The organism is Geminicoccus flavidas, assembly GCF_009806515.1.
In the GTDB taxonomy this organism is placed as follows: Bacteria; Pseudomonadota; Alphaproteobacteria; order Geminicoccales; family Geminicoccaceae; genus Geminicoccus; species Geminicoccus flavidus.
Map to the genome: position 1 here is coordinate 1 of NZ_WUJP01000816.1, position 13823 is coordinate 13823.

Below are 13823 nucleotides of genomic sequence, written 5' to 3' on the forward strand. Positions count from 1 at the left end.
GCGCTGGCGCTCGGCGCTGCCCTGGAAGCCAACCAGGAGGCGGCGCCACGCCAGCATGCCGAGGTCGCGGCGGCCCTGGGGGTGCTGCCGGACGATCTGGTCGCCAGCTACGACCGATTGCTCGACGAGGTCGAGATCGGCCGTGACCTCGCCGATGTCGGGCTCGGGCCGGAGCAGACCGAGGCGATCTATGCCACCACGCTCGGCCCGGAGAACCTGCCCATGCTCCAGGCGAACTGCCGGCTGTTTACCGAGGAGGAACTGCACGAACTGGTGGCGACGGTGCTGGCCGGCTGAGCCCGGCCGGAACGTCCCCTTGCCGGCGACCGCCTGACTTGCCCTGGCTCTATCTCACCATCGCCATCGTCGCCGAAGTGATCGCGACCTCCGCGCTGAAGGCATCCGACACCTTCACCAGGCTCTGGCCGAGCCTCGTCACGCTGGCCGGTTATGCCGTGGCGTTCCTGTTCCTGTCCCTGGCGATGCGCAGCTTCCCGACCGGCGTGGTCTACGCGATCTGGTCGGGCGTCGGGATCGTCCTGATCACCGCGGTGAGCTGGATCTGGTTCCGCCAGCCGCTCGACCTGCCCGCGCTGATCGGGCTTGGCCTGATCGTGGCCGGCGTCCTGGTGGTGAACCTGTTCTCAGAGAGTGTCCGGCACTGAGCCCTTGCCCGAGCTTGGCACCAGAAGCACCCGGAAGAAGGCACGGCCGCGGACCGCCATGCGAGGGTTGCCCTCACTTCGAAAACTGTTGAAGGTTCCACAAGGGGTGTTCGGACCCGCCGCAGGATACAATCCGGGATGACGGCGCCGCAGAAGCGCCATGCTGTCGAGTGGGGAGCGGTATCGATGAGGATTTCGAGCAAGGGCGTGCTGTTTGCAGGGGTCGCCGCCGTCATCGGCTGGTCGGCAGCGGCCGATGCGCGCGACCTGACGGCGGTGGGCTTCGGCGGCGCCATCCAGGATGCGTTCCGCAAGGCCTACTTCGCCCCCTACGCGGCCGAAAAGGGCATCACCATCCTCGAAGACACGACGAATGGCGGCCTGGCCAAGCAGAAGGCCATGGTGGAGGCCGGCAACATCGTCTGGGACGTGATGCAGATGGAAGACGACGAGGTGACCATGGCCTGCGAGGCCGGCCTGCTCGAGGAGATCGACTGGTCGACCCGCCCCAACGCCGCCGACATCGACCCGTCCCTGTTCAAGGACTGCGCAGTCGGCGCGCTGAGCTGGGCCCTCATCCTGACCTATGACGGCGACAAGATCCAGGACGGGCCGAAGACCTGGGCCGACTTCTGGAACGTCGAGAAATGGCCGGGCAAGCGGGGCCTGCGCAAGACCGCAAAGCTCACGCTCGAGGTCGCCCTGATGGCCGACGGCGTGCCGCCGCAGGACGTCTACGACGTCATCGCCACGGAGGAGGGCCAGGACCGGGCGTTCGCCAAGCTCGATGAATTGAAGCCGCACATCCAGTGGTGGGAAAGCGGCGCCCAGCCGCAGGAGTGGCTTTCCTCCGGGGATATCGTGATGACCGCGGCCTATAACGGCCGGGTCAGCAATGCCCAGGACGAGGGCAAGAACTTCCAGGTCTCGTGGGACGGCCAGATCAACTCGGTGGAGTTCTGGGCGATCATGAAGGATTCGCCCAACCTCGAGCAGGCGATCGACCTGGTCGACTTCATGATGACCAAGGAGCCTCAGGTCGAGTTCGCCAAGACCATCCCCTACGGGGTGAGCAACACGAAGGCCATGGAGGAACTGCCGCCCGAGGTCCTGGCGCGGCTGCCGTCTGCGCCGGACAATCTCAAGAATTCGGTCCGCTTCGACGCCGACTTCTGGATCGACCACAACGAGGACCTGTCGGAGCGCTTCGCCGCCTGGGTCGCGCAGTAACCTCCAGTCGGCAGGCCGGACCGCGTGATCGTGCCAGTTCGCGTGGTCGGGCACGGCATCGGGATCGGAGAGCATGGCGGTTGCTGTTGCGCATGGCGCCGAAGCGGCGGAACTGCGGCGGGCCTGGCATCGCTCGGGCCAGCGCCGTCGGCTGGTGTCGCTGCTCCTGGTGGCACCACTGTTCCTCTACGTGCTGCTGGCCTTCATGCTGCCCATCGGCCTGGTGCTCTACCGGGCCTTCGAGAATCCCGAGCTGATCGAGGCCTTCCCCGAGACCGCGTCCGCCTTGTCCGGCTGGGACGGCGGCGAGGGGTTGCCGCCGGACCCGGTGTTCGCGACCTTCGCACGCGAACTCGCGGACGCGCCCAAGCGGGCGACCGCCGAAGCGGCGCGCCGGCTGAACTACGAGATCAGCGGCTTTCGCACCCTGATCTCGAGCAGTGCCCGCAAGATCGATTCGATCGAGCCGGCCGAGCCTTCAGCGATGCGCGCAGCACTGGTCGCACTCGATGAGCGCTGGGGCGAGCCCGCCTACTGGCATGCTATGAAGCGGGCCACGCCGTCCTACACGCCCTACTACATCCTGGCGGCGCTCGACCTGCGCCAGGACGACCGGGGCGACGTCGTGCTGGCCCCAGAAGACCAGCGCACCTATGTCGACATCCTCCTGCGCACCTTACGCATTGCTGCCGTGGTCACCCTGATCTGCCTGCTCCTGGGCTTTCCGCTGGCCAACCTAATGGCGACCGCGTCCGGCCCCTTTGCCGTGATCCTGATGATCGCGGTGATGCTGCCATTCTGGACCTCGCTCCTGGCGCGCACCTCGGCCTGGATCGTGCTCCTGCAGAAGGAGGGGCTGGTCAACTCGCTGCTCGCCCGGCTGGGCCTGATCCATGCACCGCTCGAGCTGATCTTCAACACCACGGGTCTCTACATCGTGATGGTGCACATGATGCTGCCCTTCATGGTGCTGCCGCTCTACGCCACCATGAAGGGCATCCCGCCGCATTTCATGAAGGCGTCGGCCTCGCTGGGCGCCCATCCGCTGCGCGGCTTCCTGCACGTCTATCTGCCGATGACCCTGCCGGGCGTGGGCGCCGGCGCGCTCCTGACCTTCATCGTGACCGTGGGCTACTACATCACGCCCTCCCTGGTCGCGAGTGCTGGCGACCAGATGGTCGGCTACTTCATCGCCTTCTTCGCCAACACGACGATCAACTGGGGCATGGCCTCGGCGCTGGGCATGGTGCTGCTGGCCTGCGTGGTCGTCCTCTATCTGCTCGCCGCCCGCATGGTCGGCATCCGGCAGCTCGCCGGACTGAAGTGAGCGCAGGACCATGCAGTACCGCCACCAGATCGCTCTCGCGCGCACGCTGCGCCATCTGTTCGGTGCCGCGATGGTGCTGTTCCTGCTGGCTCCCCTCGCCGCCGTGGTGCCGCTCTCATTCAGTGCGGGCAGCTTCCTGTCCTATCCGCTGCCGGGCCTTTCCCTGCGGTGGTACGAGACGGTCTTCCTGGACGGCCCCTGGCTCGCGACCCTGAAGAACAGCCTGATCGTCGGCACGGTGGCGACGATCGCCGCGACCGTGCTCGGCACGCTGGCGGCCTATGCCTTCGCGCGCCGCGACCTGCCGATGCCCACGGCCGTGCTGGGCTTCCTAATCGCACCGATGATCGTCCCGCCGGTGATCAGCGGGCTCGGCATGTATTTCCTGCTGGCCTGGCTCGGCCTGACCTCGACCATGGCGGGCGTGATCGTGGCCCATACCGTGCTGGCGGCCCCCTTCGTCCTGATCACGGTGACCGCCACGCTGCAGGGCTTCGACATGAGCCTCCTGCGCGCGGCCGCGAGCCTGGGCGCCTCGCCGACCAAAGCCTTCCTCACCATCGTAGTGCCGGTGATCACGCCGGGCATCGTGGCCGGCGCGCTGTTCGCCTTCATGACCTCCTTCGACGAGGTGGTGGTGACCCTGTTCCTGGCCGGGCCCGCCCAGCGCACCCTGCCGCTCAAGATGTTCGAGGGGCTGCGGGACAATATCGAGCCGTCGATCCTGGCAATGGCGACGTTCCTCATGGTGATCGCGGCGATGACCCTGATCGTTTCCGTCGTCCTGATGAAGAAGAACACCCGGAACCTGGGCGGGCGGCTCGGCAGGGCCATGGCGGAGACCGGCGAATGACGCGCGGCAACATCGTCGAGTTCGCGGGCGTGCAGAAGTCCTATGATGGTCGGCACCTGGTCATCCACGACCTCGACCTCGGCGTCCGGCACGGCGAGTTCCTGACCCTGCTCGGCGCCTCGGGCTCGGGCAAGACCACGACCCTGATGATGCTGGCCGGTTTCGAGACGCCGACCCGTGGGCACATCCTGATGAAGGGCGTGCCGATCGAGCACCTGCCGCCGCACCGGCGCGGTATCGGCGTGGTGTTCCAGAACTACGCTCTGTTCCCGCACATGAGCGTCGCGCAGAACCTGGCCTATCCGTTGAAGATGCGTGGCGACGACCGGGCGACGATCGCGGCCAGGGTCGAGAAGTTCGTCCACATGGTGCGTCTGGAAGGCATGGAGCACCGCCGCCCCTCCGAACTGTCGGGCGGCCAGCAGCAGCGCGTGGCGCTCGCCCGGGCACTCGTGTTCGAGCCGGATCTCGTGCTGATGGACGAGCCGCTGGGCGCCCTGGACAAGGCACTGCGTGAGCACATGCAGGACGAGATCCGGCAGATCCACCGCGAGCTCGGGGTGACGGTCGTCTACGTGACCCACGACCAGTCCGAGGCGCTGGCCATGTCCGACCGGATCGCGATCTTCCAGGATGGCAGGATCGCGCAGATCGCGGCCCCGGAGGAACTGTACGAGCGCCCTGCCAGTACCTTCGTGGCGGGCTTCATCGGTGAGAACAACCTGCTGGCCGGCCGGGCCGACGGCAGCGCCGCGGACGGCCGCTGCCGGATCACGCTCGCTTCCGGTGCGGAGGCCATGGCAGCCCTGCCCCACAACCGCGCCCTCCCCACCGCCCAGGTGACGCTCGCCGTCCGGCCGGAACGGCTCGCGATCGGCCGGCCTGCCGAGCTGCTCGCCAACCGGTTGCGCGGCCGGATCACCGACGTCACCTATCTGGGTGATCACCTGCGCGCACAGGTCGACATTGGCGGCGGACAGCGGATGATTGTGCGCAAGCCGGTCGACCAGTTCCCCGAGCGCCCGGCGATCGGCGCGGAGATCCTGGTCGGCTGGCGCGAGGAGGACGGGCTGGTGTTCAGCTAGGCCGCCGAATCAGGCCTGCTTCAGCCACCAGCTGTCCGGCCGGTAGATCCCGAAATGGGCGCCCGGTTCCCAGTTGTAGATGCCTTCCGCCGGCAGGTTCATCAGGCCCGGCCGGGTGGCCACCGGCTGCAACACGCCGCCGACCAAGCCGATCGTCCAGACATTGGCGGCATGGTTCTCCAGGATCTGCAGCCAGATCGCCGCCTGGGCCTGTTCGTCCTCGGCAAAGCGCCAGTCCTCGAACAGCTTCATCAAAGCCTTAGCCTCGGGCAGATCCGGCTTCTCCCCGGCCATGCCCTTGGTCTCCATGTATTGACCCCATTTCGGCCACTGCGCCTGGTCCTGCGCCGTGGGCACGAACTCGACCGGCGGGTAGTCCGGCTGGGGGATGCCGTTCTCCACGCCGTACCAGATCGTCATGAGCGCTTCGCCCGAGAAGACCCGGTTGCGCAGCACGTCCCGCTGGGAAGGCTTAACGTCGATGCCGAAGCCGATCTCCCGCCAATTGGTCGCGACTAATTCCAGGACGTCGCTCTGCTCACTGTCCTCGCCTGCGGTCTCGACCACCAGGCGCAGGTCACGGCCGTCGGGGAGCTTGCGGAAGCCGGCCGGCCCCATCTTCAGCCCGAGCTGGTCGAGCAGCTCGTTCGCCTTGCCGGTATCGAAACCGGTATTGGCCGTGCCGAGCTCGTCGCGCCAGAGCGGGCTTTCCGGCATCACCGTGTTGTTGGACGGCACCGCCAGGCCGAAGAACAGGAACTGGTTGATCGCCTCGCGGTCGATCCCAATGGCCAGCGCCTTGCGGAAGCGCACCTCACGGAACATCGCCCGCCAGACCGGGTCGGCGGCATGCAGGTTCGGGAACAGCGCCAGATGTGCGCCACTCGCCTGCTTCCACAGCCGGGTCACCAGACCGTTGCGCTGCTCGCTCTCCTTCAGGAAGGTGTAGTCCTTGAAGAACAGGCCGCGCGCCTGCAGGTCGGTCTCCCCTGCCCCGGTCTTGATCGGGATCAACTTGCTGTCGACCACGTCCATCACCACTTGGTCGATGTAGGGCAGCTGCACGCCGTTCTGATCGACCCGGTGGAAATACCGGTTGCGCACCGCGACGAAGCGCTCCGACGGCGGCGGGGTCTGCAGCACCCAGGGCTGCACGTCCGGCATCTCCGGATTGTCGATCTTGCTGATGCGGTCCTTGCGGCCGAACAGGTCGCCCCAGTCGCGCGACTTGGTCTTGGCGATCTGCTGGGCGAGCTCGTCGGACTTGGCGTATTTCTCGTGGAACGGCTTCAGGTAATGGGCCGGCCGGTAGAGATAGATCGGTGCCGCCGCCGCGAGTGCCGGCAGGAAGAATGGGTTGGGCTGCTTCCAGGTGTAGCGGACGGTCAACTCGTCGGGATAGCTCACTTCGGGCGGCTCGCCATCCATGACCATCTGGACGTCCGGCCCGGTCGGCATCAGCGTCGGGTTGTTGGCGACGTCCTCCCAGTAGAACCGGAAATCCTCCGAAGTGAACGGATGGCCGTCCGACCAGCGATGGCCCGGGCGCAGGTGGAAGGTGAAGGTCCGCCCTTCTTCGACCTCGAACGCCTCCAGGAGGTCGGGCACCAGCCGGTAGTCCAGGTCGTAGCCCACCAGCCGGGCATAGCCGTAGATGGTGAGCAGCCGCGTGTCGCGCGCCCGGCCGATCAGCGTGCGCAGCGTGCCACCCTGCTGCCCCGGCTGCTCGACCTCCACCACCAGCGGCACCTCGGGCGGGCCGCCGTCGGCCGCGATCGCGCGCCGCCGCGGCAGGAAGCTGCAGCCGGCGGCGAGGGCGGCGGTCTCGATCAGGATCCGGCGGGTAATCATGGCAGGGGCGCTCCCCGGTACGGCAATGATTTGATCAAATGACGCTCAGGCGGCGATCTTCGGCTGCTCGGACAGCATCCGGACCTGATGGCCCGGTTCCACCTCGATCAGACGGGTCGGCTGCTCGCCCACGGTGAACGGTGACGGCCAGCCGGACGGCCGGCCCGAGCCGCCGGCGAGCAGGGCGCCCAGGTCCAGCGTACGGTCGGGATCCGGCTCGGGCACGGCGGCCAGCAATGCGCGGGTATAAGGATGGCGCGGGTTCGCGAACAACTGGTCGGTCGTGGCGATCTCGACGATCCGCCCGCCGCTCATCACCGCGATCCGGTCGGCCACGTAGCGAACCACCGCCAGGTCGTGGGCGACGAACAGGTAGGTCAGGTCCAGGGCCTGCTGCAGGTCGCGCAGGAGGTTCAGGACCTGGGCCTGCACCGAGACGTCCAGTGCCGAGACCGGCTCGTCGCACAGGAGCAGGTCGGGCTGCAGCGCCAGGGCCCGGGCAATGCCGATGCGCTGGCGCTGCCCGCCGGAAAAGCTGTGCGGGTAGCGGCGCAGGTGGCGGCTGCCGTCCAGGCCCACCGCCTCCAGGAGCTGCCGGGCGCGTGCCTCGCGCTCCCTGGCTGTGCCGATGCCGTGGATCACCAGCGGCTCGGCCACGATGTCGAGCACGGTCATGCGCGGGTCGAGCGAGCTGTAGGGGTCCTGGAACACGTACTGGACGTTGCGGCGAAACCGGCGCAGTGCCGCCGCATCGAGCGTGGCGACGTCGATGGCCCCCTGCTCGCCATGGAAGATGATCTTGCCGCTGTCGGGGGTGAGCCCGCGCATGATCATCTTGCTGACCGTGGTCTTGCCCGAGCCGCTCTCGCCGACAAGGGCGAAGCTCTCGCCCTTGTTGATGGTGAAGCTGACATCATCCGCGGCGACGATCTCCAGCCAGGCGCCGCTGAACGGCCCGCCCTTGCGGGCCAGAAAGCGCTTGTTGAGCCCCTGCACCTCGAGGAGCGGCGCGCCACGGGCGGGCCCGCCCCGGCTGGCCGGCCGGTGCAGGGCCTGCGCCTGGCCGACATCGATCGCGCGCAGCCCCTTCAGCCGCACAGAGCGGTCAGTGGTCAGCCGCGGTACCGCGCCGATCAGGCCCTGGAGATAGGGATGCTGCGGACGGGTCAGCAGTTCGCGGGTAGAGCCCCGCTCCACGACCTTGCCGCGATAGAGCACGACCACGTCGTCGGCGATGTTGGCGACCACCCCCAGATCGTGGGTGATGAACAGGATCGACATGCCGAGCTCGGCTTGGAGGTCCTTCAGCAGCTTGAGGACCTGAGCCTGGACCGTCACGTCGAGCGCGGTGGTGGGCTCGTCCGCGATCACCAGGTCCGGACGGCACACCAGCGCCATGGCGATCACCGCGCGCTGGCGCAGCCCGCCCGACAGCTCGAACGGATAGGCGGCATAGGCCCGGTCGGAATCGGGGAAGCCCACCAGGCGCAGCATCTCCTTGGTTCGCGCCCGGGCAGCCCTGGCATCCAGCCCCTCGTGCAGGGTCAGCACCTCGTCGATCTGGTTGCCGATCCGGTGCAGCGGCGAGAGCGAGCTCATCGGCTCCTGGAAGATCATCGAGATCCGCTGGCCGCGCAGGGCGCGACGCTGCACGCTGTCCTGGCCGAGGCTGGCCAGGTCGACGATCTTCCCGTCGAGCAGGAAGCGCATCGCACCCCGCTCGATCCGCGCCCGCTCCGGCAGGATGCCCAGGATCGCCTGGGAGATCACGGTCTTGCCGGAGCCGCTCTCGCCCACCAGCGCCACGGTCTGGTGGCGCGGCACCACGAAGGATGCGCCGCGCACCGCCTCCACCCGCCCCTCGTCGGCCAGGAAGCTCACGAACAGGTCGTCGACCTCGAGCAGTGGGGTGGTCACGCCGCTGCTGGCCCCCGGAATAGCGTGTCACTGGCGCGAAACGTCGCGTCCGGCCGATCTTGGAGGAGACCGATCGCCCGGTCGAGAGCCACGAAGCCGGAGGCGTCGGTCACGAGATGATGGCTGAGCAGGCCGAGCGGGCCGGCATGCCGTGCTACCGCCGCATCGAGCGCCGCGACGATCTCCACGGCGTCCAGGTGGCGGCGATCTTCCCTCCAGCGGATCACGTCGACATGGGTGTCGCGCTGGCACAAGCCCGGCACGGGCGGGGGGCTGCGGCGGCCGGCAAAGGTCGACAGGCCGGTGAAGCCTAGTTCCGGCAGCCGCGCGCGCAGGCCGGGCTCGATCCGGTTCCAGGGCGGCACCAGGACCGGGACGAACCGCTCCCCGAACCGCTCGGCCAGCATGACCCTCGCGGCCACCAGCCGCCCGTCCAGGTCCAGACGGTCGACCAGCTCGCACTTGCGCCCGTCCAGACTGCGATGGTCCTGATGGGCTAGGCCGTGCTGGAGCACCTGCGCCCACGGGCAGGCCAGGATCCGCCGGACCGCCGCCGCTTCCAGCCGCTCGGGCACTACCGCGAGGGCGATCGGCACGGCGTGCGCTTCGGCGATGGCGAGCAGCCGCTCCAGGCGCGGATCATCCGCCGCCGCATCGTCGTCACGCCACCAGAAGGTCACCGCAGCAGCTCCAGGATCAGCCCGGCACTGGCCGCGGCACCGTCGAACGCCCAGGCCTGGCTGATCGCGACATCCTGCTCGGCGGCGCGCGCGATCGCCAGGGCCAACTGCCCGGGCGTGAGGTCGGCCTCGTCCAGCAGCACCGCCCGGCCGAGCTCCGCCAGCCGGGCGGCGCGGCGTCGCTGCTCGGTCTCGCCACCGGCGGCATAGGGGACCAGCACCATCGGTGCCGCCGCCATCAGCGCCTCGGCGACCGTGTTGTAGCCGGCCTGTGAGACGGATATGCGACAAGCGGCGAGCCGCTCGGGCAGGTCGGCCAGATGGGCGTCGACCCGGCCGGAGCGCCCGCGCAGGGCAGCGAGCCTCCCCCGCTCCGCATCCTTCAGTGCAGCGCCGCCCACGAGCTGCCAGGGCTCGCCGGCCAGTGACCCGTCGATCCGGCAGACGGCGGCGGCCTCGAGCAGCCGGCCGCCGACCCGCCCGCCCCCCGCCGACACCAGGATGCCGCGGCGCACGGGAGCGGGCCGGACCGGCCGGTCCAGGACGAAGCCGGTATAGCGGAGCAGTGGGTCCAGCTCGTCGGCATGGGGAAAGGTGGCGCCCAGCGGCAGAAAGGCCGGATTGCCATGGACCAGGATCCGGTCGTAATAGGCCAGCGCCAGGTCGCGCATCGCGACGGACTTCTCCGGCTGCGCCTTCTCGGCCAGCACGTCGCGCAGCGAGCAGACCAGCCGGCCGCCGCTGCCGCGGACTAGGTCGAGTGCCGGCAGCAGTTCGTCGCGGAAGGTCCGCCGGCCGAACGGGAACAGCTCGGTGACCAGGACGTGCGGCCGGACCTCGTGGACCAGTGCCAGGAACGCCTCTTTCCGCGCCATGCGGCCGGCCTCACCCCATGCCCGGCCGGCGGCATCCCGCAGGTCCCGAAAGTCCGCCCCCGCACTCACCGGATCGAGCTGGACGAAGCGCACCCCTGGGGGGCAGGCGAACCTCGTGGGCGGACCGCCGCTGGCCAGCACCGTCGCCACGCCCCGGCGCGCCAGGGCGGCGGCCACCGCCAGTGCCCGGCGCAGATGGCCGGTACCGAGCAGATGCTGGGTCCAGATCAGGACGCTCATGCGGCGGCCGGCACTGCCAGTGGTACGATGCCGACCCTGCCGTTCTCGATCAGGATCGCGTCCGCATGGCCGAACTCGACCGGTGGTGGGCCCTGCATCGTCCAGCCGGTACGGACCGCCAGTGCTGCCAGCATCAGGCCGCGATGGCCGATCACGACCTTGGCCCCCTCCAGATGGGGCGCCACGCGCACCGCCGCCTCCCGGTAGGACTCACCGCCCGGAGCGCGAAAATCCAGGCCCAGCGCCTCGCGCCTGGCCACTTCCTGCGGATCGCCCAGCCGCAGTTCGGCCAGGGAGCGCCCTTCCCAGCCGCCCCAGTCGAGCTCCACTAGGTCCGGCTCCACGGCGGCGGCCAGGCCCAGCAGGGCCGCGGTGGCGGTCGCGCGCAGGAGCGGGCTGGACTTGACCGGCAGGCCGCGAAAGCGCCCGGGCAGCCGCCAGTGGGCGACCTGCCGAGCACCCGCCTCCGAGAGGGGGATGTCCGCGCGACCCTGCAGGCGCCGCTCCTCGTTCCAGCGCGTCGGCCCGTGCCGGATCAGGAGCAGGGTCACCGCTCGCCGGTTTCCTCGCGGCGCACCCGGCGCGCCACCGCCAGGTCGAGTGCTGCGTCCAGCGCATGGGCGGCGGCCGCCTCGCTGTGGACCCGCTCGACATGGCGGATGCCGGCCTGGCCCATGCCAGCGCGGCGCTCGGGCTCGTCCAGGAGGATCATCATGCTGTTGGCGAATGAGACGGCATCGCCGCCGGTGGCGAGCAGGCCGGTGCGGCGATGCAGGACCACGTCGGCGACCCCGGTGCCGCGCCCGGCCACTACCGGCAGCCCGGCCGCCTGCGCCTCCAGGAACACCACACCATAAGCCTCGTTCAGCGCCGGCCAGACGAACATGTCCGAGGCAGCATAGACGGGCGGCAGCCGGTCTTCGGGCAGCGCGCCCGCGAACCGGACACGCTCCGGTTCGAACTGGGCGAACGCCGCACGGATCTTGGGTGCCGCCGGGCCGTCGCCCACCACCAGGAGCTGCCACGGCCAGGCGGTCAGCCGGGACAGCGCGTCGGCCAGCTGGAGATAGGAGCTGCGCTTGGCGTCATCGTCGCGCATCATCGCTACGGTGAGCAGCCACACCGCGCCCGGGTCGAGTCCGAAGGCCTGGGCCACCTCGCTGCGATGGGCGAAGCGTCGGGCATTCGCCTGGCGGAACGGCACCGTGTCGATGAAGGGCGGCAGGCGGCGCACCACGCCCTTGATCCGCGAGCCGGCGGCATGCATGCCGCGCAGGTCGACCTTGGTCATCGGCAAGAGCAGGTCGGCCCTCGACAGGGCGCGAATGGAGCCGGCATGGCCGACCGCCCAGCTGCCTTCGCGGCGCCGCCGGGCAAAGGAGGGCTCGGCCACCACATAGGGCACGCTCAACCGCTCCGACACGGTCGGGCCGATCAGGTCGGGCGCCTTGTGATAGCAGTGATAGGTGAACCAGAGGTCCGGCAGCCAGTCCCGTGCCAAGCGCAGGGACAGGCGGTTGGCGAGGCCGGCGGCGGTGTGGGCCAGGCGGAGCTGGTGAAGCTGGTCGCCCGTGCGGTCATAGCTGCGCAGCCGGCACACGACCCGGACCTCGTGGCCGAGACGCTCCAGGATCCGGATGAAGCCGCGGCTCATGCGCCGATCGCCGGAAGGGACCGGATGGTCTGGGGGCTTCATCGGCGCGTAGAACGCGATCCTCAACGTGGTTCCCTTCCGCGCTCACTGGCGGCGTCGCTGGTACTGGAGTTTCCCCCGCCCAGCGTTGCATCCAGTAGCCCCGCAATACGCTCGATACCACGCCTGGAGTCAAACCCGACGACTACGTCGCTGCGGGCCGCACGCCCATATGCCCGGCGCAGCTCGGGCCTGGCCAGCAGCTCGGCGAGTGCTGCGGCCAGGGCTGCCGGGTCGTCCGGCGGCACGAGCCGGCCGCTCACCCCGTCGCGGACCAGTTCGGCCACCGAGGCGGCATGGGTGGACAGGACCGGCAGGCCACAAGCCGCGGCTTCCACCACCACATTGGGCAGCCCGTCGCGATCGCCGTCCTCGGCGACTCGGACCGGCAGCACGAACAGGTCGGCACAGGCGTAGGCTTCCCGCACCCGGGCCGCCGGCTGTGGACCGGCGAAGTTCACGCGCCCGGCCAGACCCAGCGCGTGCGCCCGCGTGGCCAGATCCGACAGGAGCGGCCCGCCGCCCACATGCTCCAGCTGCCAGTGAAGCCCGGTGGGGAGCCGGGCCAGGGCGTCCAGGAGCAGGAACAGGCCCTTCTTCGGCACCGCACGCGCGATCGTGAGCAGCCGCACCGGGTCGCCGGGATCGCTGCCGTCGCGCGGCAGCCGCTCGGCTGGCGGGGCGAACCGGCAGGGATCGACGCCGTGATGGACCAGATGGACCCGGCCCTGCGGGGCCAGGGCCTGGAGATGACGAGCACCCGCCTCGGTGCAGGTGGCGCAGAAGCGTGCCTCTGCCAGCTTCTCCGCCTTGTCCCACACGGGTGTCGTCCAAATGTCCTTGGCATGGGCCGACACGGCGAACGGCAGGTCGCGCATCAGCGCCGCATAGCGCGCGACCGAGGCAGGCGTGTGCAGGAAATGTGCGTAGAGCAATGCAGTGTCCTGCGCCTGCTCGGTCGCCAGCACGCAGGCCTGACCGAAGCGGCGCACCCGGTTCTCGGTGGAATCGCGCCGGTAGTCGGCGAGATAGCGGCGCAGCGCCAGGGGATAGCCCGGCAGACGGGTGGCCGCCCGCACGGCAGCGGCCACGCGGGCCGGCTCGTCCTCCAGATATTCGGGCAGGTACCGCACCGGCGCCCGGACCGCCTCGTGCAGATCGTGGACCGCAGGATCGGTCGGATGGCGCAGCGACACAATCGCCAGCTCGAAGCCGCGCTGCTCCAGCCCCAGCAGTTCTTGGGCGATGAAGGTTTCGGACAGGCGGGGCCAGCCCTTCAGGACGACGGCGATCTTGGGCAGGACGGGTCTCGATCATGCGAAACTGGGGATGGATCGGCCGGGGCGCGGCCGCGCGGAGCCTGCCTGCGCTGCCTCGCCGACACAAGCTGGCAAGGCCGGCCGGTCA

At 69.5% G+C, this 13823-nt stretch carries 12 protein-coding genes and 1 pseudogene; 6 read left to right on the forward strand and 7 right to left on the reverse strand.

Features of this window, described 5'->3' with window-relative positions:
* From EQG76_RS23420 to EQG76_RS23445, 6 genes and pseudogenes are all read left to right on the forward strand, one after another.
* Positions 1-297 (forward strand): annotated as a pseudogene (locus tag EQG76_RS23420) (hypothetical protein); the annotation flags it as partial.
* 38 nt (positions 298-335) lie between these two features.
* Positions 336-665 carry a DMT family transporter gene (locus tag EQG76_RS23425; protein WP_159716801.1) on the forward strand — a complete coding sequence of 110 codons (330 nt, stop codon included), beginning with the start codon at positions 336-338 and terminating at the stop codon, positions 663-665.
* Positions 666-851: 186 nt separating this feature from the next.
* Entirely contained in the window at positions 852-1895 is a 1044-nt protein-coding gene (locus EQG76_RS23430) for an ABC transporter substrate-binding protein (protein ID WP_159716804.1), read from the forward strand.
* A gap of 73 nt (positions 1896-1968) precedes the next feature.
* The gene (locus EQG76_RS23435; RefSeq protein WP_159716807.1) at positions 1969-3222 is read left to right on the forward strand and encodes an ABC transporter permease; all 1254 of its coding nucleotides are present in this window, start codon (positions 1969-1971) and stop codon (positions 3220-3222) included.
* 10 nt (positions 3223-3232) lie between these two features.
* The gene (locus tag EQG76_RS23440) at positions 3233-4075 is read left to right on the forward strand and encodes an ABC transporter permease (protein ID WP_159716810.1); all 843 of its coding nucleotides are present in this window, start codon (positions 3233-3235) and stop codon (positions 4073-4075) included.
* Positions 4072-5160 (forward strand): ABC transporter ATP-binding protein, encoded by a 1089-nt coding sequence (locus EQG76_RS23445; protein ID WP_159716813.1) that lies wholly within the window; start codon positions 4072-4074, stop codon positions 5158-5160. The genes EQG76_RS23440 and EQG76_RS23445 overlap by 4 nt, the downstream gene beginning before the upstream one ends.
* A 9-nt stretch (positions 5161-5169) precedes the next feature.
* Here the strand turns inward: EQG76_RS23445 and EQG76_RS23450 are convergent, their stop codons facing one another.
* From EQG76_RS23450 to EQG76_RS23480, 7 genes are all read right to left on the reverse strand, one after another.
* Complete coding sequence (locus EQG76_RS23450; RefSeq protein WP_159716816.1) at positions 5170-7011, reverse strand: ABC transporter substrate-binding protein; 1842 nt, start codon at positions 7009-7011, stop codon at positions 5170-5172.
* A 45-nt stretch (positions 7012-7056) separates the two neighbouring features.
* Positions 7057-8928 carry an ABC transporter ATP-binding protein gene (locus EQG76_RS23455; protein WP_159716818.1) on the reverse strand — a complete coding sequence of 624 codons (1872 nt, stop codon included), beginning with the start codon at positions 8926-8928 and terminating at the stop codon, positions 7057-7059.
* Positions 8925-9608 carry a polysaccharide deacetylase family protein gene (locus EQG76_RS23460; protein WP_159716821.1) on the reverse strand — a complete coding sequence of 228 codons (684 nt, stop codon included), beginning with the start codon at positions 9606-9608 and terminating at the stop codon, positions 8925-8927. The genes EQG76_RS23455 and EQG76_RS23460 overlap by 4 nt, the downstream gene beginning before the upstream one ends.
* Positions 9605-10723, reverse strand: coding sequence for a glycosyltransferase family protein (locus tag EQG76_RS23465; protein WP_159716824.1), 1119 nt, complete (start codon positions 10721-10723; stop codon positions 9605-9607). Before EQG76_RS23465 ends, EQG76_RS23460 begins: the two co-directional genes overlap by 4 nt.
* Positions 10720-11274: a histidine phosphatase family protein gene (locus tag EQG76_RS23470; RefSeq protein ID WP_159716827.1), complete on the reverse strand. Its 555-nt coding sequence runs from the start codon at positions 11272-11274 to the stop codon at positions 10720-10722. Before EQG76_RS23470 ends, EQG76_RS23465 begins: the two co-directional genes overlap by 4 nt.
* Positions 11271-12377: a glycosyltransferase family 4 protein gene (locus EQG76_RS23475; RefSeq protein ID WP_159716830.1), complete on the reverse strand. Its 1107-nt coding sequence runs from the start codon at positions 12375-12377 to the stop codon at positions 11271-11273. The genes EQG76_RS23470 and EQG76_RS23475 overlap by 4 nt, the downstream gene beginning before the upstream one ends.
* Before the next feature lie 62 nt (positions 12378-12439).
* Positions 12440-13717 carry a glycosyltransferase family 4 protein gene (locus EQG76_RS23480; RefSeq protein ID WP_159716833.1) on the reverse strand — a complete coding sequence of 426 codons (1278 nt, stop codon included), beginning with the start codon at positions 13715-13717 and terminating at the stop codon, positions 12440-12442.
* Between the last annotated feature and the right edge of the window lie 106 nt (positions 13718-13823).

What these genes read in the sequence shown, in the direction of transcription:
- EQG76_RS23445 (WP_159716813.1), top strand. Translation starts at nt 4,072, where the DNA reads ATGACGCGCGGCAACATCGTCGAGTTCGCGGGCGTGCAGAAGTCCTAT.
- EQG76_RS23450 (WP_159716816.1), bottom strand. Translation starts at nt 7,011, where the DNA reads ATGATTACCCGCCGGATCCTGATCGAGACCGCCGCCCTCGCCGCCGGC.
- EQG76_RS23440 (WP_159716810.1), top strand. Translation starts at nt 3,233, where the DNA reads ATGCAGTACCGCCACCAGATCGCTCTCGCGCGCACGCTGCGCCATCTG.
- EQG76_RS23465 (WP_159716824.1), bottom strand. Translation starts at nt 10,723, where the DNA reads ATGAGCGTCCTGATCTGGACCCAGCATCTGCTCGGTACCGGCCATCTG.
- EQG76_RS23435 (WP_159716807.1), top strand. Translation starts at nt 1,969, where the DNA reads ATGGCGGTTGCTGTTGCGCATGGCGCCGAAGCGGCGGAACTGCGGCGG.
- EQG76_RS23430 (WP_159716804.1), top strand. Translation starts at nt 852, where the DNA reads ATGAGGATTTCGAGCAAGGGCGTGCTGTTTGCAGGGGTCGCCGCCGTC.
- EQG76_RS23475 (WP_159716830.1), bottom strand. Translation starts at nt 12,377, where the DNA reads ATGAGCCGCGGCTTCATCCGGATCCTGGAGCGTCTCGGCCACGAGGTC.